At 49.5% G+C, this 18,290-nt stretch carries 21 protein-coding genes; 9 read left to right on the forward strand and 12 right to left on the reverse strand.

Annotated elements, in window-relative coordinates:
* Positions 1 to 5 precede the first annotated feature (5 nt).
* Together astD and EXY25_RS06430 are read left to right on the forward strand one after the other, a co-directional pair.
* Complete coding sequence (gene astD, locus EXY25_RS06425) at positions 6 to 1,478, forward strand: succinylglutamate-semialdehyde dehydrogenase (protein ID WP_130566159.1); 1,473 nt, start codon at positions 6 to 8, stop codon at positions 1,476 to 1,478.
* Positions 1,479 to 1,562: 84 nt separating this feature from the next.
* Positions 1,563 to 2,360 carry a DUF1338 domain-containing protein gene (locus tag EXY25_RS06430; RefSeq protein ID WP_130566160.1) on the forward strand — a complete coding sequence of 266 codons (798 nt, stop codon included), beginning with the start codon at positions 1,563 to 1,565 and terminating at the stop codon, positions 2,358 to 2,360.
* A 67-nt stretch (positions 2,361 to 2,427) separates the two neighbouring features.
* On the opposite strand, the gene crp is transcribed toward EXY25_RS06430, so the two are convergent.
* Positions 2,428 to 3,063 carry a cAMP-activated global transcriptional regulator CRP gene (gene crp / locus EXY25_RS06435; protein WP_114339581.1) on the reverse strand — a complete coding sequence of 212 codons (636 nt, stop codon included), beginning with the start codon at positions 3,061 to 3,063 and terminating at the stop codon, positions 2,428 to 2,430.
* A 306-nt stretch (positions 3,064 to 3,369) separates the two neighbouring features.
* Here crp and EXY25_RS06440 point away from each other — a divergent pair, with 306 nt between their 5' ends.
* Positions 3,370 to 3,729, forward strand: coding sequence for a PilZ domain-containing protein (locus EXY25_RS06440; RefSeq protein ID WP_158538110.1), 360 nt, complete (start codon positions 3,370 to 3,372; stop codon positions 3,727 to 3,729).
* A gap of 79 nt (positions 3,730 to 3,808) precedes the next feature.
* Here the strand turns inward: EXY25_RS06440 and EXY25_RS06445 are convergent, their stop codons facing one another.
* The 4 genes from EXY25_RS06445 to EXY25_RS06460 form a co-directional block, all read right to left on the reverse strand.
* A complete protein-coding gene (locus EXY25_RS06445) occupies positions 3,809 to 4,549 on the reverse strand; it encodes a hypothetical protein (protein WP_130566161.1) in 741 nt (246 codons plus the stop codon).
* 173 nt (positions 4,550 to 4,722) lie between these two features.
* On the reverse strand, positions 4,723 to 5,601 hold the full coding sequence (locus EXY25_RS06450; RefSeq protein ID WP_114339847.1) for a phosphoribulokinase: 879 nt from the start codon (positions 5,599 to 5,601) through the stop codon (positions 4,723 to 4,725).
* Positions 5,602 to 5,672: 71 nt separating this feature from the next.
* Positions 5,673 to 5,942, reverse strand: a complete 270-nt coding sequence (locus EXY25_RS06455) for a YheU family protein (RefSeq protein ID WP_130566162.1) — start codon at positions 5,940 to 5,942, stop codon at positions 5,673 to 5,675.
* The gene (locus EXY25_RS06460; RefSeq protein ID WP_130566163.1) at positions 5,939 to 6,922 is read right to left on the reverse strand and encodes a hydrolase; all 984 of its coding nucleotides are present in this window, start codon (positions 6,920 to 6,922) and stop codon (positions 5,939 to 5,941) included. The genes EXY25_RS06455 and EXY25_RS06460 overlap by 4 nt, the downstream gene beginning before the upstream one ends.
* Before the next feature lie 100 nt (positions 6,923 to 7,022).
* Between EXY25_RS06460 and EXY25_RS06465 the strand changes: the two genes are divergently transcribed.
* Positions 7,023 to 7,556 (forward strand): hypothetical protein, encoded by a 534-nt coding sequence (locus EXY25_RS06465; protein ID WP_130566164.1) that lies wholly within the window; start codon positions 7,023 to 7,025, stop codon positions 7,554 to 7,556.
* The gene (locus tag EXY25_RS06470) at positions 7,535 to 9,163 is read left to right on the forward strand and encodes a GMC family oxidoreductase (RefSeq protein ID WP_114339851.1); all 1,629 of its coding nucleotides are present in this window, start codon (positions 7,535 to 7,537) and stop codon (positions 9,161 to 9,163) included. Before EXY25_RS06465 ends, EXY25_RS06470 begins: the two co-directional genes overlap by 22 nt.
* Here EXY25_RS06470 and EXY25_RS06475 read toward each other — a convergent pair.
* Both EXY25_RS06475 and EXY25_RS06480 read right to left on the reverse strand, forming a co-directional pair.
* A complete protein-coding gene (locus EXY25_RS06475) occupies positions 9,136 to 9,615 on the reverse strand; it encodes a TIGR02444 family protein (RefSeq protein WP_114339852.1) in 480 nt (159 codons plus the stop codon). The two genes, EXY25_RS06470 and EXY25_RS06475, sit on opposite strands and share 28 nt — an antisense overlap.
* Complete coding sequence (locus EXY25_RS06480) at positions 9,596 to 11,539, reverse strand: ATP-binding cassette domain-containing protein (protein WP_130566165.1); 1,944 nt, start codon at positions 11,537 to 11,539, stop codon at positions 9,596 to 9,598. Before EXY25_RS06480 ends, EXY25_RS06475 begins: the two co-directional genes overlap by 20 nt.
* 119 nt (positions 11,540 to 11,658) lie before the next feature.
* Between EXY25_RS06480 and EXY25_RS06485 the strand changes: the two genes are divergently transcribed.
* On the forward strand, positions 11,659 to 11,862 hold the full coding sequence (locus EXY25_RS06485) for a YheV family putative zinc ribbon protein (RefSeq protein WP_114339854.1): 204 nt from the start codon (positions 11,659 to 11,661) through the stop codon (positions 11,860 to 11,862).
* A 68-nt stretch (positions 11,863 to 11,930) separates the two neighbouring features.
* Here the strand turns inward: EXY25_RS06485 and EXY25_RS06490 are convergent, their stop codons facing one another.
* Together EXY25_RS06490 and EXY25_RS06495 are read right to left on the reverse strand one after the other, a co-directional pair.
* Positions 11,931 to 12,149, reverse strand: a complete 219-nt coding sequence (locus EXY25_RS06490; RefSeq protein ID WP_114339855.1) for a SlyX family protein — start codon at positions 12,147 to 12,149, stop codon at positions 11,931 to 11,933.
* A gap of 24 nt (positions 12,150 to 12,173) precedes the next feature.
* Positions 12,174 to 13,157 (reverse strand): WD40 repeat domain-containing protein, encoded by a 984-nt coding sequence (locus EXY25_RS06495; RefSeq protein ID WP_130566166.1) that lies wholly within the window; start codon positions 13,155 to 13,157, stop codon positions 12,174 to 12,176.
* A gap of 186 nt (positions 13,158 to 13,343) precedes the next feature.
* On the opposite strand from EXY25_RS06495, the gene fkpA reads away from it, so the two are divergent.
* Positions 13,344 to 14,126: an FKBP-type peptidyl-prolyl cis-trans isomerase gene (gene fkpA, locus EXY25_RS06500; protein WP_130566167.1), complete on the forward strand. Its 783-nt coding sequence runs from the start codon at positions 13,344 to 13,346 to the stop codon at positions 14,124 to 14,126.
* Positions 14,127 to 14,264: 138 nt separating this feature from the next.
* Here fkpA and rsd read toward each other — a convergent pair whose 3' ends face one another.
* On the reverse strand, positions 14,265 to 14,750 hold the full coding sequence (rsd, locus tag EXY25_RS06505) for a sigma D regulator (protein WP_114339858.1): 486 nt from the start codon (positions 14,748 to 14,750) through the stop codon (positions 14,265 to 14,267).
* A gap of 155 nt (positions 14,751 to 14,905) precedes the next feature.
* Between rsd and nudC the strand changes: the two genes are divergently transcribed.
* A complete protein-coding gene (gene nudC, locus EXY25_RS06510; protein WP_165419289.1) occupies positions 14,906 to 15,715 on the forward strand; it encodes an NAD(+) diphosphatase in 810 nt (269 codons plus the stop codon).
* Between the two features lie 249 nt (positions 15,716 to 15,964).
* Positions 15,965 to 17,032, forward strand: a complete 1,068-nt coding sequence (hemE, locus tag EXY25_RS06515; RefSeq protein ID WP_114339860.1) for a uroporphyrinogen decarboxylase — start codon at positions 15,965 to 15,967, stop codon at positions 17,030 to 17,032.
* A gap of 71 nt (positions 17,033 to 17,103) precedes the next feature.
* On the opposite strand, the gene EXY25_RS06520 is transcribed toward hemE, so the two are convergent.
* A complete protein-coding gene (locus EXY25_RS06520) occupies positions 17,104 to 17,589 on the reverse strand; it encodes a nuclear transport factor 2 family protein (RefSeq protein ID WP_130566169.1) in 486 nt (161 codons plus the stop codon).
* 16 nt (positions 17,590 to 17,605) lie between these two features.
* Positions 17,606 to 18,193 carry a uracil-DNA glycosylase family protein gene (locus tag EXY25_RS06525; RefSeq protein WP_130566170.1) on the reverse strand — a complete coding sequence of 196 codons (588 nt, stop codon included), beginning with the start codon at positions 18,191 to 18,193 and terminating at the stop codon, positions 17,606 to 17,608.
* Positions 18,194 to 18,290 lie beyond the last annotated feature (97 nt).

The raw sequence follows: 18,290 nt of genomic DNA on the forward strand, positions 1-18,290 counted from the left end.
TAATAATGACAGAGAAAGTACAGTACATCGATGGCAAATGGTTAGCGGGCAGTGGTGAGCTGTTTAGCTCTATCAATCCGGCGACGGGTGAAGTGGTTTGGCAGGGAAATATGGCAGACTCTGCGCAGATTGATGTGGCTATTAGTAGCGCCCGTGCTGTTTCGTTTGAGTGGGCGCAACGCAGCTTCGAGGACCGATTGACCATTATTCGTCAATTTGGCGAGCAAGTTGCTGGCGCGAAAGAATCATTAGCCTTGGTGATCTCCAGAGAGACCGGCAAGCCGTTGTGGGAGACGCGTACCGAAGTCGCAGCGATGCTGGCGAAGATCGAGATCTCTGTCAAAGCCTATGAAGAGCGCAGCGGCACTGTCGAGAAAGCGATGCCAGTAGGCCGCGCAGTTATTCGCCACAAGCCCCATGGAGTAGTGGCCGTCTTTGGGCCTTACAACTTCCCCGGGCACCTCCCTAATGGGCATATTATTCCGGCCTTGCTGGCTGGCAACTGTATTGTCTTTAAGCCCAGTGAACAGACACCTATGGTTGGCCAGGAAATGGTTAACTTATGGCATGCCGCTGGTCTTCCTGCCGGTGTGATCAATATGGTGCAAGGGGCTGCTGAAACCGGTAAGCACCTGGCTGGCCATCGCGGTATTGATGGTTTGTTTTTTACCGGAAGTTCCCATACAGGCAAGCTGTTGCATCAGCAATTTGGTGGGCAACCAGAAAAGATCTTGGCGCTAGAGATGGGGGGTAACAACCCGTTGTTGGTGAAAGATGTCAGCGACCCGCAAGCCGCGGTGCATGATATTGTCCATTCAGCCTATATCTCAAGCGGCCAGCGCTGTACCTGTGCTCGTCGTCTATTCCTGCCAAAAGGCGGTGAAGGGGATCAGATATTGGCGCGTCTTATCAAGGCGGTCGAGTTGATCCGTGTCGGCGGGCCGGAGGATGAGCCGCAACCCTTCATGGGGCCAGTTATTTCGCCTGCGGCGGCTGATGCTTTGATGCAAGCACAGGAAGAACTGATTGCCATGGGTGGTAAGCCACTCGTGACGATGCAACGTGGCGATAGTGCGAACGGCTTTATTACCCCGGGACTCATTGAAGTGAGTCAGATCGAGCGATTGCCGGATGATGAATATTTTGGTCCGTTACTACAGGTGATCCGTTACGATGATTTTGAGCAAGCCTTAGAAGTCGCGAATGATACCCGTTATGGCTTATCTGCAGGGCTGCTGAGTGACCGCCGAGATCTCTATGATCTGTTTTACAATCGTATCCGTGCAGGGATCGTGAATTGGAACCGACCAATTACTGGCGCTAGCAGTGCTGCACCCTTTGGTGGTGTAGGTGACAGTGGCAATCATCGTCCCAGTGCTTACTACGCGGCAGACTATTGTGCTTATCCGGTGGCCTCTGTGGAGGTCGAGCAGATCTCTATGCCAGATAAATTAAGCCCTGGACTAACCATCGACTGAGCCAGCTTGGTGAAAGTTAAATGAGTAGGGGTCAATCTGGCCCCGCTATCCTTTGTAATCCTAAAACAAGAGTTGAGGTGCCCAATGCATCAACAAGCAACCACCCTGTTTGACGGTTTGTGGCAGCATTATCTGCAAGTGACACCATCGGCAGAAAAAATACATAACCTGTTAGGGCAGCAGGGTGAGATCATCAACGATCATATTGCGCTGCGGACCTTTAATCTGCCAGGTATTGGTTTAGATGTTCTTGCCGCTCATTTTTTTACACTTGGGTACGAAGCCAAGGAAGAGTATCAATTTGTTGGAAAGAAGCTGTTTGCCCGACACTTCGAGCATCTCGATCCTGCTTTGCCGAAGGTGTTTATCAGTGAGTTGCTAGTAGAACAGTGTTCCCCGGAATTGCAGCAGATCGTAGAGGCGTTGGCTGCGCAGATGGACAAGTCCGTGGTGACTAACGATGACTTTCTCTATTCTGGCCGTCATTGGCAATGCTCACTGCAGGAGTACAAAAGCTTACTGGCTGAGAGCGAGTACGCGGCTTGGATGGCCGCTTGGGGCTATCGTGCTAACCACTTCACTGTATCAGTAAATCATTTGCCCGCTTACCCTACACTCGCTTCTGTTAATGAAGCACTGAAACAAGCAGGCTTTGCACTTAATAGCAGTGGCGGTGAGATAAAAGGCTCTCCTGGGGTGCTATTGGAGCAGTCCTCAACCTTGGCTGATCAGGCTAGCGTGCTATTTAGTGACGGCAAGCGACTGGTTCCTAGCTGCTTCTATGAGTTTGCCTTGCGCTATCCTATGGCTAATGGTGAGCTTTATACCGGATTTGTTGCAGCTTCAGCGGATAAAATTTTTGAGAGTACCGACGTGCGTTAGGTGTTGCTTGTAGGACAACAAAAAGGCAGCCCTGAGGCTGCCTTTTCTGTATTCACACAAGTGAAGTTTAGCGTGTGCCAAAAACCACTATAGTTTTCCCGTGTGCATGGATGAGGTTTTGCTCTTCCAACATCTTTAAGATGCGGCCCACGGTTTCACGAGAACAACCAACGATTTGGCCTATCTCCTGACGGGTTATCTTGATCTGCATGCCGTCAGGATGGGTCATCGCATCCGGCTGTTTTGCCAAGTTAAGCAATGTTTGTGCAATACGGCCTGCAACATCCAGAAACGCAAGATCACCTACTTTCTGGCTGGTGGTCTGCAAGCGGGCAGCCATCTGACCTGAAAGCCGCATCAAGATTTCAGGGTTAACCTGAATCAGTTGACGGAACTTCTTATAGGAGATCTCTGCTACTTCACATGGTGCTTTAGCTCTCACCCACGCCGTACGTTCTGGTTCTTCTTCGAATAAACCGAGTTCGCCGATAAAATCGCCTTGATTAAGGTAGGAAAGGATCATCTCCTTGCCTTCTTCATCTTTAATCAGTACCGCGACTGAACCCTTAACGATGTAGTACAAGGTATCAGCTTTTTCGCCAGCATGGATCAGCGTACTTTTTGCCGGATACTTGTGGATATGGCAGTGGGAAAGGAACCACTCCAATACCGGGTCGGCCTGTGGTTTGCCTATTAGGGCCATGGGTACTCCTTCCTGTCTTTTGTTTTTAACTTATATATGGTTGACCGACTGGATGTCGAAATCACCACGTTTATCTATTAGCCTTGTAACACCTTGTTAACACGCGGCGTCAACAGGCTACACTACCACAGTTTGTGGCAAAGCCAAGTAGTTATCACTGACCTGAGTCGTGTTTGCTCCGGTTTCGCACAGTTATTTGTCTGTTAAGCCTGCTCTCGAGCGCAAAAACAGTGAAGGAAAGCGAACAGTTGCTTGCTAGTCGCCTGTTTGATGATACATTTATGCTATATATCAAGAGGTTTTTGCATGAGTGACGAGCAGGAACGGCGTCGAGAGACCCGCTATAAACTCCGGAATACTATCACTGCGCAGATTAAGCCTGCGGGATTGGGTGGTATGTTCGCCAAACCGGTCAATATCATGGTGATAAATGTCAGTCCTAAAGGGGTCGGGATCCATTCAAAGGAAGCGCCTCCAGGCGGCAGTGACGCAAAAGTAAAAGTAACGGTATTAGGATTAGGAAATAATCGCACCTTTAGCGGTAAGATTAAGCATCTCAATATTATTCAAAGTGGTTATATGTTTGGCATTGAGTTGGATCTGCCGAAGCATGAAAGTCTAATCTCTTACTTCAAGAGCTGTGAAGCGGAATTTGATATTCGTTGATATCAGCGCACCGTCCGTTAATTAAAAAGGCGCCTCATATCGGCGCCTTTTAACTATGCAATCGTTTTGCTTACATGACTTAACGACGTCTAAACTTCAAACCTGCCAGACCTAACAAGCAAAGTGCGTATATTAGGGTGGTAGAAGGAGTCGGTACGTCTACAGACAGTAACACGACCATATCATCAGCATCTTTATCTGGACCAGCACCTGTATCATTTAGAAATACAAAAACGTGTTCCCAGTTGTTGTACCTAAATACGTCAGATACCAGGAAGTTGGGGCCTTGGCCGGTTTCATCCGCAGAATTTGCACCGTTTGATACGGACTTGCCAGTATTCGTAACGTAAAACGCGAAGTCGAGATAGCCATCAGGCTCACTATCTGGGGGATCAATCTCTGATTGATCACCAGACTTAGCTGTTTTGTTACTGAAGACTTGGTCACCACCAAGCAGGAAGTCATAAAGCTGATTATCGAAGCTTGCATCAGTGCCGAGGAAAGTGGCTACATATTTGTTCACAGAGCTGCCGCTGTACATTACGTTAGCACCACTCCAAACTTTTAACGCGCCCAAGCCCAGACCAAACCCTGCTGTTTTTAAGGTTGTTTGATCAAGACTGCCATCCAAAACACCGAGCAGATTACCGCCACCGACATTTGTTTTAGGGTTAAAAAGGCCTGTTCCTTTGCTAGCCACCCAATCACCAACAGAGACTGCTACATCAGCTCCCGCGGTATCCAAAGCCAGTACTGCTGATTTCGCTGGAATCGAAAATACGGTGAGTGATAACAGTATTAGGCTAATGAAGTACTTCATATTTGCTCCTTAGTTAATCCATTTACAGGGGTAGCGTCCTTACTACGTTAAAACTACCTCTACGACTAAGTAATGAGCATAACTTGTGCCAACCTATAAAGATCAGACTTATCAGTTGGTTGGGGATGGAGGAGGAAAGCGTCGAGCTTTTTTTGTCAAAAAAGGTGACGCTTTTAAAACTCAAGCAGTTTACGCCGTTTTTCCAGTAGCTCTTCAATCATCGGTGCCAAGATCAGCTCCATGGCAAAACTCATTTTGCCGCCGGGTACCACTAAGGTATTGAGGCGAGACATAAATGCGCCGTCAATCATCTGCAAGCAGTAGGGAAAGTCGACTTTACTGGCATCATCAAAGCGGATCACGACAAAGCTTTCATCCAGGCTGGGGATATCAGATGCCGAGAATGGGTTGGAAGTATCAACGGTTGGTACACGCTGGAAGTTAACATGGGTACGGGAGAACTGCGGCGTAATAAAGTTAACGTAATCTTCCATAGAGCGCAGGATTGATTGGGTGACAGCTTCCCGAGAGTGACCTCGTTCTCCTGTGTCCCTGATGATCTTCTGGATCCATTCTAGGTTTACAATCGGTACCATGCCGATCAGTAGGTCAACGTGTTCCGCAACATTGTTCTCTTCGGTGACAATACCGCCATGTAGGCCCTCATAAAACAGTACATCAGTGTTGTCCGGCAACTCCTGCCAGGGTGTAAAAGTCCCCGGCATTTGATTAAACGGCACCGCTTCATCGAAAGTGTGTAGATAACGACGATAACGTCCGCCGCCACTTTCACCATATATCTTGAAGAAGTTTTCCAGTAAACCAAAGTCATTGGCCTTGGGGCCAAAGTAGCTGATGTGTTTACCCTGCTCTTGTGCTTTGCGGATGGCAACATCCATCTCGGGGCGAGAATAACGGTGAAAAGCATCCCCTTGTACCAAGGCTGCCGTCACTTTTTTGTGGCGGAAGATATGTTCAAACGCGGTGCTGGTGGTAGTGGTACCTGCACCGGAAGAACCAGTGATAGCAATGATGGGATGTTTAGCCGACATGCAGTTAACCTTTCATATATAGAATACTAGTTATCGCAACCTAACCTCACGGGGTCAACCCCGCTGATGAATTAGCTTGAGCTGTCTTTGTTAAATGCTTGCGTTGTAGAAGCCTCTTGCTGCAGTTGTTGCCATGATTGTTTTGACATCAGATTAATTGTTTCATGCAGTTCTGACCATACCAATAAGAGATCGCCCTGCTGTAACTGTTGCATAAGCTGTTCGACTTTATGTTGCAAAGGTACCTCATCAATTCCGTAGTCTGTCCCCTCTCGCAGTGCATAGCTTTCGAGGATGCTTTCCAGAGTGTTTGGAGCGAGCTGCTGATAAGGAATGATCATTGTGTTTCCAATTGACTATGAAAAAATTGTGGTACCCGCCGTTCTAACCAGTAACTTGGGCGCCAAGGTAAGCCACCGTCAAGAAAGCCGACATGACCACCATTAGCATACAGTTCATATTGCAAGGAAGGGGGTAATTGTTGCTGCTTCGGGATCACCGCGCTGGTCATAAACGGGTCATCGGCGGCATGGATCAATAGGGTTGGGCGCTTGATCTGGGTAATAAATCTGAGACCACTCATGCGTTGGTAGTAGTCATCAACCCCGCTAAAGCCATGCAGCGGGGCGGTGATATGCTGGTCAAACTGCCAGAAAGTTCTGAGCTCAGCAATCTGTTGTTGGTTAAGCTCCATCTGCGCCCTAAGTTTGCTGTTCGTCAATTTTCGTTGCACATTTTTCCGCATTCTCGTTAGCAGATGTCGTTGATAAATGCGGGATAGCCCTTGGCCGATACGATCCGCGCAGGCTGCTAAATCCAAAGGGGGTGATATAGCGCAGGCGGCGCAGAGGGGCGAGCTCTTTCCCTTTTCACCCTGATAGCGGATCAACACATTCGCACCGAGAGAGTAGCCAACGGCAAGCAGCGGTGAATCGGGGTGTGCCAGTTGCAGCTTATCTATGAGTGCCGAGATATCGCCGATCTCACCGCTATGGTAGGCGCGAGGTAGGCGATTCGGTTCGCCACTGCAACCGCGGAAGTGCATCAGCACGCCTTGCCACCCCTGATGCTTAATCGCTTGCAACATACCTTGGGCGTAGGGGCTGTTCACAGAGCCCTCCAAGCCATGGAGTAGAACCACAATGGGTTGTTTACTTGCAGTTGTGCGGCTTAGCCAGTCAAGATCGATAAAATCGCCATCTTCCAGCTCCCAGCGTTCACGCCACGTGTTAACCAGCTTCTTGCGGCGGAGCAGGGTTGGCAAAATAGTTTGCAAGTGGGGATTTTTGAGCCACCACGGGGGGTTAAAGGGTGCGATCAAACGTAGCTCTCCTTGATGACGCTCATTGCATTATACGGCTTTTGAGTTAATCTGAGTAAATGATCTAAACGTTTGTTTGAATTCCTGCTGTGTGGTGGTGATGGATCAGATATCTAGGCGTCGATTTTTACTGACAATGCTGGGTACCGGAACGGTAGTTGCTTTCGGTTCGGTACTCTATTTCGACCGTGATTTGGTCACTCGACGCCATGCTGAACTGCTAGATCCCTATCAAGAAACCGCTTTGCGGGCATTTTTACCTGTCATTCTTAACGGTGTCATTAGTCGGCAAACGGATCAGCGTGCTGAGCAGATGGATCACCTGACCAGGCAGATAGAACTTGCTTTGAAGTACCTACCGGAATTCAGCCGGGATCAATTTTTTGAACTGCTCTCACTCTTGTCTCGGCGTTTAAGTCGCTGGGCACTTGCTGGTCAATGGCAACAGCTTGACCAACTTACCATGGCACAACGTATGACGCTGTTGCAGGAGTGGCGTCATAGTTTTCTCGACCTGCTACAGCAAGCTTATCAAGGGCTGCGGGAAATTGTTTTGGCTGCTTGGTACGGCGAGCCATCGCACTGGAGTTATCTCAATTACCAGAAACCATCATGGGTGGTACCGGGCCGATGAAAGATCCGATGGCAGCAGTGTTAAATGCCGGAGCAAAGCATATCGATGGTGCTTTGCTGGGTAACGATTTGCAGTTAGAAGCTGACGTTGCTGTCGTGGGTAGTGGTGCCGGTGGTGGTCTTGCTGCAGAGATATTCGCGTTAGCCGGATTGCGGGTCATTATCATTGAAGAGGGAGGCCTGCACACGAGCAGCAGTTTCAACATGGAGGAGCGCAGCGCCTATCCTCACCTCTATCAAGAGGCGGCAGGGCGTAGAACGATGGATGGTGCCATCTCTGTTCTGCAAGGGCGCTGTGTTGGCGGCGGAACCACAGTCAATTGGACCACTTCACTGCGTACTCCTGATAATACGTTGCAACACTGGCAGCAAGCATTTGGTCTCAAGGAGCATACCTCCGAAGCGCTAGCGCCGTGGTTTGAGCGTGTCGAACAGCGCCTGCATATACACCCTTGGGCGGTACCGCCGAATCAAAACAACGCATTATTGGCTCAGGGGTGTGAGCATTTAGGCTGGTCTCATAAGGTGATACCCAGGAATGTGATGGGCTGTGCCAACCTCGGCTACTGCGGTATGGGCTGTCCGATCAACGCTAAGCAATCGATGTTGGTGACCACATTACCGTCAGCAATGGACAACGGTGCCACCTTGATGAGCCATATGCGCGTGGAGCGGTTGGCGCGCGAGCGTGATCGCATATCAACCATTCATTGTCGACCGCTAGATCGGTTTGGAAAGGCGCGGGCAGAAGTTTCAGTACAAGTTAGAGCGACGCAAGTGGTGATGGCCGCGGGGGCTATCGGCACGCCAGCGATCATCATGCGCTCCTCGTTGCCTGATCCTTATGGCATGGTGGGTAAGCGGACATTTTTGCATCCGGTACTGATCAGTGGTGCGCGCTTTAACGAGGCGGTGAATGGGCACAGTGGAGCGCCACAAAGTGTCTATTCAGATCAGTTTCTTTGGCCGACAGCAGAGGAGATGGGATTCAAGCTGGAAGTCCCGCCATTACACCCAATTTTGATCGCTTCGAAGTTGGTTGGTTTTGGTCAATGGCATGCTGATGTCATGGCAGACTTCAATCACCTGCAAGTGACTTTGGCGTTGCTGCGGGATGGTTTTGAGGAGCAAAGCCAGGGCGGTCATGTGGTATTGAGCAGTGATGGTGCGCCGCGTCTCGATTATCCGCTCAATGACTACCTTTGGAAAAGCGCCCGGAATGCCCTGCTGAGAATGGCTGAACTGCAGTTTGCTGCAGGGGCGACAGCGGTTCTACCCATGCATGAATCTGCTGAGATGTTTCCCAGTTGGAAGAAGGCACAGCAGGCGATTAAGCAACTAACGATGGCACCGCGTCAGACTACCTTGACCTCAGCTCATGTGATGGGGGGGTGCGCGATGGGGAATGATGCAGTGAGTTCGGTGATTGACTCAGATGGTCGCTATCACCGCTTAGATAATCTGTGGATCATGGATGGTTCGATGTTCCCGACGAGTTTAGGCGCAAATCCGCAGTTATCTATCTATGCCATGGTGGCAAGAAATGCCACTCGGTTGGCACAGCAGATGACAGGACAGGATCACAGCAGTTGGCCAAATTTGGCTTGAATCTCTTCGTCTAATGGGATGTTGAGGTGTAGCAGGTAGTTCCAGAAACTTTGTTCGGCCCGTGCATTGTTTCTTTGGGCAGGAGCAAGCCTCTTTAGCTGTTCCACTAATATCTGCTGTTCGATGCGCTCCATGGTCAGTTCGCTGTCCAGTAATTTCTGTTTCAACTGCTCACGTTTATCATCATCCATCCAGGTTGCCGCTTCTGTGGCACGGCGTAACTGGCGGATCATCGCTATGTTTTGCTCATGCCACTCAGCCGCAGCCGTTAACATGGTGTCGATCTCTACAGGTGTTAATTCAATGCCCTGTTCCGCTGCCCAACAGATAAGCAGGAGTAAGTTAACGTTGAGGCCTTTTTCATCCTGTAGCCATAAGCAAGCGTCTTTTACGTCTGGCTGTTGATAATGGCTGTAAGAGGCCTGCCAAAAACTATCTGCTTCCAGTTCCATCTAATTGTTCCCTAAACTGTTCTGTTTCTTCTTCTAGTTGCTCTTGCAGCTCGAGCCATTCCGCTTCGCTTTGTTCCAGTGTCTGCTTATATTCGGCCTGTTGCAAAAGCAATTGATTTAGTTCGGCTTTGTTTTCGGCCTCATAAAGTGATGGCTCGGCGAGGCGCTGCTCTATTGTTGCCAATGAATCAGTGCCCTTTTCCATCAATTTTTCTAAGTTTTCTATGCGCTTGCGTGTGGCTTTGGTTTGTTGCCGGAACTCGGCTTCCAATCGCTTCTGTGCTTTTCGATCTATTTTTACCGGGGCAGTTTCACTACTGCCGTCAGTACCGTCCAGATCTGAGGCAACCTTGTTGCTGCTCAGTAGCCATTGCTGGTACTCATCCAGATCACCGCTAAAGTCGGTGACTTGTTGGCTATCAACTAGCACAAACTCATCACAACATGATTTTAGTAAATGGCGATCGTGGGAGACAATGACGATAGCGCCTTCGAAGGCTTGCAATGCCATGGTGAGCGCATGGCGCATCTCGAGATCGAGGTGGTTGGTCGGCTCATCCAGTAGCAATAGATTGGGTGCCTGCCATACCAAAATGGCCAAGGCCAAACGCGCTTTTTCACCACCGGAAAAAGGAGCAACCGGTGCGAGCGCTTGATCACCAATAAAGCCGAAGCGGCCGAGAAAATCTCGCAACACCTGTTCCCGCTCTTTCGGTGCCAGTCGTTGCAGATGCAGTAGCGGAGAAGCGTGGCTGTCGAGCGCTTCCAATTGGTGCTGGGCAAAGTAACCGAGGCGCACACCTTGATTGATTACGATCCCACCGCTCAATGGTGCTAGCTTGCCCGCCATCAGTTTGATGAGGGTCGATTTACCTGCACCATTATGTCCGAGCAAACCCAATCGACTGCCTGGCAGTAACATTAAGTTGACGTTGGTCAGCAGCGGCGTGTTGTTATAGCCAATATCAGTTCGATCCAGTGACATTAGTGGGTTGGGCATATGGGGCGGCGGTGGAAACTGAAAACTAAACGGCGAGGCTTGATGGGCCGGCAGTAGGTCTTCCATTTTTTCCAGCACTTTAATCCGGCTTTGTGCTTGTTTAGCCTTGCTGGCCTTGGCCTTGAAGCGGTTGATAAAGCCCTGCAGTTCGGCTCTTTTTTGCTGTTGTCGGTCAAAAGCGATCTGTTTCTGCAACTGTTGTTCGGCACGCTGGCGTTCAAATGAGGAGTAATTGCCCGTGTACTGGGTGAGCTCGCCATGGGCAATACTGAGGATCCCGCCAATGGTCGCATCGAGAAAATCTCGATCGTGTGAGATCAGGATGACACTGCCGGGATAGCGCTGTAGCCAACGCTCAAACCAGATCACGGCATCGAGATCCAAGTGGTTAGTTGGCTCATCGAGTAGCAATGCATCAGAAGGCATTAATAGGGCTTGCGCTAGATTCAAGCGCATGCGCCAACCACCAGAAAAATCTGATACTGGTTTCTGCAGTTGGGCTTCTTCAAATCCCAAGCCAGACATCAGGCGAGCAGCTTCTGCTGGCAGTTGGTAACCATTAATGGTTTCAAACGCGCTGTGTAGCTCGGCTAAGGCGTGGCCATCTTCAGCGTGCGCCTCTGCCGCCGCTAGGGCATCACATAGGCGTCGATACTCCACATGGCCATCAAGCACATATTCGATCGCTGGTTTCTGCAATGCTGGTGTTTCCTGCTTCACACTGACAATACGCCATTGAGCTGGCACCTGAATATCGCCAGCATCAACGCTGATTTCACCCCTAAGTAGCTGTAACAAAGAGGATTTACCGCAGCCGTTAGCACCGACTAGGCCAACTTTGTGACCGGGAAACAGGGTGAAACTGGCATTTTCGAGCAGTAGTTTAGCGCCTTGGCGCAGCTCTACCTGATTAAGTTGGATCATGACAACAACAGTGCAGGAATAGTGGGGCAGAAGTTTACCTCATGTCGCTTGGCCGCGACAGAGCTGGCAGATCCTTGCTGGATCGGTACACTGTTGCGCATAAGCCAAGAGGAGTTGATATGGCGCGACAACGTAAACGATTCATTGCCGGAGCCACCTGCCCGGAGTGTCAGCAGCAAGACACCATCATGGTTTATTTTGAAGATGATGTAGAGCAGATCGCTTGTGTTGCTTGTGATTATCATGCATTGCGGCCGGAGCAAGGCGAGAGTGGCGGCCCGGTGGCTGATGATCAACTGATTGGCATATTTAAGCCGGATTAATCCAAGGTTCAACAACAAAAAAACCGGCAAACGCCGGTTTTTTTAATTAATGGGCAGAGTCTGCGACATTAATAGTGTGGCGGCGGGGTTTCTTCCGCTTCACTGGCGATCTGATGACTTTGCATGCTTTTGAACTTGTCAGCCATCAGCTTCAGTTGCCGCTCTACTGTACGCAGGGTCTCATCCTGCTTGGCTAAAACTTCACTGAGTTGCTGGATGGTATCTTCCTGAAAAGCGAGTTTGCTTTCCAGTTCATCAATTCGTATTTCGACGTCTGTCTGACTCATCTTGTTACAGCCTGCTGGTGTTAATTATTGCGGGATATCAATCGGCCAAAATTCGGCGAACCCGCTGGAGCTTTCGGTGATCAGGGTGTTTGCATCCTGGAAGGCGACAGCATACACCACCGCGCTTTGCGGACGGGTATCTTTTCTTGGCGTGACGTACCATTTTTGCAGCCGTTTACCACTGCTGACATCCCAAAGCGCAAGCACCCGAGAGGGGGAGCCGGTGGCAAGGTATTTTCCATCGTCAGAAAACCTGACGGCGCTAAAGATATTCTGCCGTTGAGCAAATTTAAGCTGGCTGATCTCTTTACCTGTTTTCAGATCCCAGATCCTGGAGCCGCGTTTACTGTCGGCGGTAAAGGCATATCTGCCTTGATGGTCTAAGGCAACCATACTGACTCTGGACTCATGCACAAAGCGATACACCGCTTGACCTGTCTGCGTGTCCCAGAGGTAAGCGACGTAGTCATTACTGCCAGACAGGGCATAGCGCCCATTTGGGGAAAGATCGACACTGTTAATTTTGGTTTGGTGGCCAAGGAACTCTATGCGCCGCCCTGTGTCTATATCGACGTGAACAACAACACCACTGCTTTTGCCTATGAGTACATAGCGTCCACCTTTGGAGATGGCAACGTCTCTGATGCTGGAGTCGCGGATCTGCCAAAAGCCGACCGATTCGCCTGTACTGATATTCCAGATCGCGAAACGATTAACATCTGCGGTGACGGCAAAGCTGTTGTCATCAGCGATATCTGCTGCTAACACCAAGTTGTCTTCGCCTTCATGACGCCAGACATACTTCAGGGCATTGCGCTGGATATCCCAAAGTGAAATGGCATGCTGATTCGATGAGACTATCGCATAGCGACCATCTTCAGAGAGTGCGGCAGTATAGGCGCCTCCAACGGCGTGTTCGAACTGTTCGACGGGTGATTCACTTCTCTGGCAGCCGCTGATCAGGCTGGTCAGAGCGATAAATGTGATGATCAAGTTAAACCTAGACATTGGCGCTCGCTATCACTTGTGCTTGATGATGTAAACGGTAATATAGGGCGCTCATGCGTTCGACTGGAAAGTCGAGTAGCGCCGTTTTGTATATGAAAGTAAAACAAAATGTCCACGCTTTAGCCAGCTAAGCTTTCGTTGGTGGCGCATGGTCGAATCATGATAGGAACGGAGAACACAGAAAAAATGAAAACACTGTTTAAAGTGTCACTGATAGCCTTGGGCGTAAGCGCACTGGTTGCATGCCAACAAGATGCCGCTAATGAGGCTGCACCAGCCAAGTTGGAAACAGAAGCTCAGAAGCAAGCCTATGCGCTGGGTTCATCTGTGGGCAGCTTTATTGCCCGTAACTTGAGCGAGCATGAAGCTTTAGGTATTCAATTGGACCGTGACATGGTTCAAAAGGGCTTTGTTGAAGGTTTAGGTAACAGCGGTCAATTGAGCGATCAAGAGATCCAGACGTTATTGCAAGGTTTGGACGGCCAGTTGAACCAAGCTCGTGAAACTCAAGCTGAAGTGCTGAAAGTTGAAAATAAGGAAAAGGGCGCTGCCTACCTTGTTGAGTTTGCTAAGACTGAAGGCGTTACCGCCACTGAATCGGGTCTACTGTATGAAGTGATGGTTCAAGGCGAAGGTGCTCAACCTAAAGCTGAAGACACTGTGACAGTTCACTATACTGGCACGCTGATCGACGGCACTAAGTTTGATAGCTCCCTGGATCGTGGACAGCCAGCAGTATTTCCTTTGAACCGGGTTATCCCTGGTTGGACCGAAGGTGTTCAGCTGATGAACGTAGGTTCAAAGTATAAGTTCGTGATCCCTTCTGAACTGGCTTACGGCGAGATGGGTGCCGGCACTATTCCACCAAATTCAACATTGATTTTCGAAGTTGAACTATTGGATGTTGAAGTTGCCGCTGCCGCCGCAGAAGCTGGCGCAGCTGATGAACATGAAGGTCACGCGCATTAATTCAATGTGATCTGTTCAACTAAAAAAGGCGCCCTTATGTCGGCGCCTTTTTTAATGAAAGCGGGTTTTTTATTCGGTCAGACAGACATAAAAGATTGCCGCCGGAGGCATACCAGCAGCAATATTGTCTAAATGAGGCTAAGCAGTTTCTGCTTTATTTGATGCGCTTTCAAAAAGTGTCGCTATCAGCTGATCTTCGAGCTCAAATCTCACTTCCAGCGCATTGCCAAGGGCTGCCATATTCTGGTCGAAGCCATCCAGGTCGTCACTTTCCGTGGATTCAGCATAAAGGTCATTAAACTCCAGTGCTGCTTGAGTTGTTTCAGTCAGCCGAGCCTGCTGTTCTTCTGCTAATAATTTGTGCTTACCACCATTGATTTCACATTGGGAAACAATGCGGTCGTACACTTCGAAATGCCCAGCTGAAATGTAATCCACCAACAGCTGACAGAACTGTTTAATGTTATCTACTTCTGGCAGGGTCTGCTTGTCTGCTGTGTATGGTGGTAACCCTGCTAATTTACAGTAGCTTACCAACACGTCTTGACGTTCATTTAGCCAGTTGTCTATGGCATCGTGGCTGCCGCCCCATGCTTTTTGCGCTTGCTCCAATCGCGTTAGCATTACCCTTCTCCTTGCTTCTTCGTTGGAGTTGCCATCGTTACGTTACCGATGGAAGATAGAGGTACCGAGTATTCGATACAGCCGTTATATATACTTTCCCCGAATTTCATCGGGTTGTCTATATCACATCATCTTTGCCTAAGGAGCAAGCGACTTTGTCTCACTATCAAACAGACCCCTCAAATCCTAAGCAGAGTGTGTGGTTTATTGTTTTTGGCCAAAAGATCCTATTGACCTCCAATGGTGATTTACCTAGCGCATTACCTGGCGCGATTAGCGACGATAAGCTTGAGCCAATGGTGCTAGGCGAGTTACAAGGGAGATCGTGTCACATGGTGGTGCTAGAGCAGGACACTGCTTTTGCACAGGCAGAGATGGTCGATTTACGTTCTTTAGCAGAACGGCTACCTGCTGAACAGTTTGCGATGGCAGGTAAGGCATGTCAGTGGGAAACCTTCCTTAACAACCATCGATTTTGTGGCCGTTGTGGTGCGCGGATGCGACAGGTGCAGTGGGAACTGGCGATGCATTGTGACCATTGTAAGCATCGCTGTTATCCGCGGCTTTCCCCTTGCATTATTGTTGCGGTGCGCCGAGATAGGCAGATACTTTTGGCTCAGAATAAACGTCATAAGAGTGGTGTGTATAGCGTTGTTGCTGGATTTATTGAACCTGGGGAGACGGTGGAACAAGCGGTGCATAGAGAGTTAGCAGAAGAGGTCGGTATTGCGGTGACTGGATTGACTTATCGTGCTAGCCAGCCCTGGCCATTTCCCCATGCACTAATGATGGCATTCACTGCTGACTATCTTGCCGGAGACCTAGTACTCGAACAGAAAGAGATCTCTGATGCAGGCTGGTATGCGATTACGGAACGCGAAGTGTGGCCACCGCTACCTGATGATTATACCGTGGCGCGGCAGTTGATTGAGCAGCTGATCGCAGATATTGAACAGAATGATTAAACAGCGGGCATAAAAAAGCCTCACCGGAGTGTGAGGCTGTTAAGCGGCTAAGGTACAGAGTCTCGTTTTGACGAGCTTCTTTGTTATTTTCGCTAGCACACGCTCTTTATATCAAGCACATAGCGTAAGCTGCAATCGGCATAAATGGATACTGTGATACTGCGCATAAATTGGTCGGATCTGTTGTTAAAATGCGTGCGTCAACGCGCAGTGTTATGATGCAGGCAAGCTGCTTAGAACGGAATAGATATGACTGAATTGAAAAATGATCGTTATTTACGGGCGCTGCTGAAACAGCCTGTTGATGTCACCCCTGTATGGATGATGCGCCAAGCAGGCCGCTACCTTCCTGAGTACCGTGAAGTGCGGGCACAAGCAGGTGACTTCATGAGTCTGTGTAAGAATGCAGAGCTGGCTTGTGAAGTGACGTTGCAGCCGCTACGCCGTTTTCCGTTGGATGCAGCTATCTTGTTTTCGGATATCCTAACTGTGCCAGATGCCATGGGCCTAGGGCTTTATTTCGAACAGGGAGAAGGACCTAAATTTATGCATCCGGTGCGCTCTTATGACGCCGTAGCCAAGTTAGCGGTGCCTGATCCAGAGGATTCACTCCGCTACGTGATGGATGCAGTCCGCACTATTCGCCGTGAACTGAAAGGCGAAGTACCGCTGATCGGCTTTTCCGGTAGCCCATGGACATTGGCAACTTATATGGTCGAAGGTGGGTCATCCAAAACCTTCTCAGTGATTAAGAAGATGGCTTTTGCAGAGCCGAAGGCGCTTCATCTTTTACTGGATAAACTTGCTGATTCGGTGATTTTGTACCTGAATGCGCAGATCGCTGCAGGTGCACAGTCGGTGATGATTTTTGATTCATGGGGCGGGGCGTTGGGGCATCGCGCTTATGAAGAATTTTCATTGCGTTACATGGCGAAAATCGTTGATGGATTGACTCGTGAGGCGGATGGTCGTCGTGTGCCTGTCACCTTGTTTACCAAAGGTGGCGGCCAGTGGTTGGAGAAGATTGCGGCTACCGGCTGTGATGCCTTGGGACTGGATTGGACCACCAATATGGCAGATGCCAGACGTCGAGTTGGCGATAAAGTAGCGCTGCAAGGCAATATGGATCCTTCCATGCTCTATGCCGAGCCTGCGCAGATTAGACAAGAGGTCGCCACTATTCTCGATGAGTTTGGCGAAGGTTCTGGCCACGTGTTTAACCTTGGTCATGGCATCCACCTGGATGTACCACCGGAAAATGCTGGTGCCTTTGTATCTGCGGTGCATGAATTGAGCAAGCCATATCACCAAAAGTAGCGGATCGTGGCCGCTTTAGAGTCAGAGGCGCCCTGATGGGCGCCCTTACAAACGATAACAGGTGGTTGTGTCTATTCTTTGGTGATATGCGCTTTTATCTTCTCGGTTAGCTCTTTAGCCAGCGTATTGGGTATGGGAAATGTCAGGTGGTATTGCAGTATTTTCCAGCCCGTCGGCGTCTTAATCAAGGCGCCTGAGCCTCTGCATTGCCCGTATTTTTCATTCCAGAGCAGTTCGTCGAACCAGGCGAACTGACCATCTTCGCTGATATCGATGTGCCGGGTTGACGGTGTATAAGTCCACCCCTTACCTTGGCTGAAATACGGCTGTGCGTATTCCTGGAACTGATTGACTGTCCAACGCTCGCCAGCATCGGTACCGATAAATACCCCATTGCGATGAAATAGTGAAAAATAGACTTCGCCGTTGGCTGTCGCGGCAGACTGGTGAAACGTATTCAGCAGTTGATCGATAGGCGTTGTTGCAGGCTGTGTAGCTTCTGCATTGGTCAAGCTAACAAATGGTATAACCAAGACTAAGATGAGTAACGTTTTCATGGCTTTTATCACCGGACTATCTCTCTATAAGAGCCTGAATCTTCGATTTTAAAGGTGGCAGAAGTAACTCTTCGAACCACGGATTTTTTTTCAGCCAAAGTTGGTTTCTTGGCGAGGGATGCGGCAGAGGAAACTGGCCTTCACTACGGTAGTTCTGCCAGTGTTTAACATTCTCTGTGAGTGTTTTAAATGGCGTTTTAAGGTAATAGCGCTGTGCATATTGTCCAATCAGTAACGTTAATTGGATGTTTGGCATTTGTGCCAGCAGTGCCTGATGCCACTTTGGCGCACACTCTGGTCGAGGGGGAAGATCGCCCTGTTTGCCCTTGCCCGGGTAGCAAAACCCCATTGGCATAATCGCAATTTGCTGCTCGTCGTAAAACAGCTCGGGCGACAGCCCTAGCCAGTTTCTCAATCGTTTACCTGAGGCGTCATCCCAAGGAATACCTGATGCATGCACTTTGGTGCCGGGAGCTTGCCCTATGATCAGAACCTTTGCGCTGCTAGACGCCCTGACAACAGGGTGCGGCCCAAGAGGTAAAGATGCTTCGCATAGGCGACAACCGTTGATTTCGTCTAACAGCTGACAGAGGCGGTTAGTCATGTAGGGTCTTTGATAGGGGAGCGAAGTAGGCAGTTTAATCTATTGCTTAGGGAATAAAAAAGCCGACATTACATGGGACGTAATATCGGCTTTATGT

Source organism: Corallincola spongiicola (genome assembly GCF_004284785.1).
Lineage (GTDB): Bacteria > Pseudomonadota > Gammaproteobacteria > Enterobacterales > Neiellaceae > Corallincola > Corallincola holothuriorum.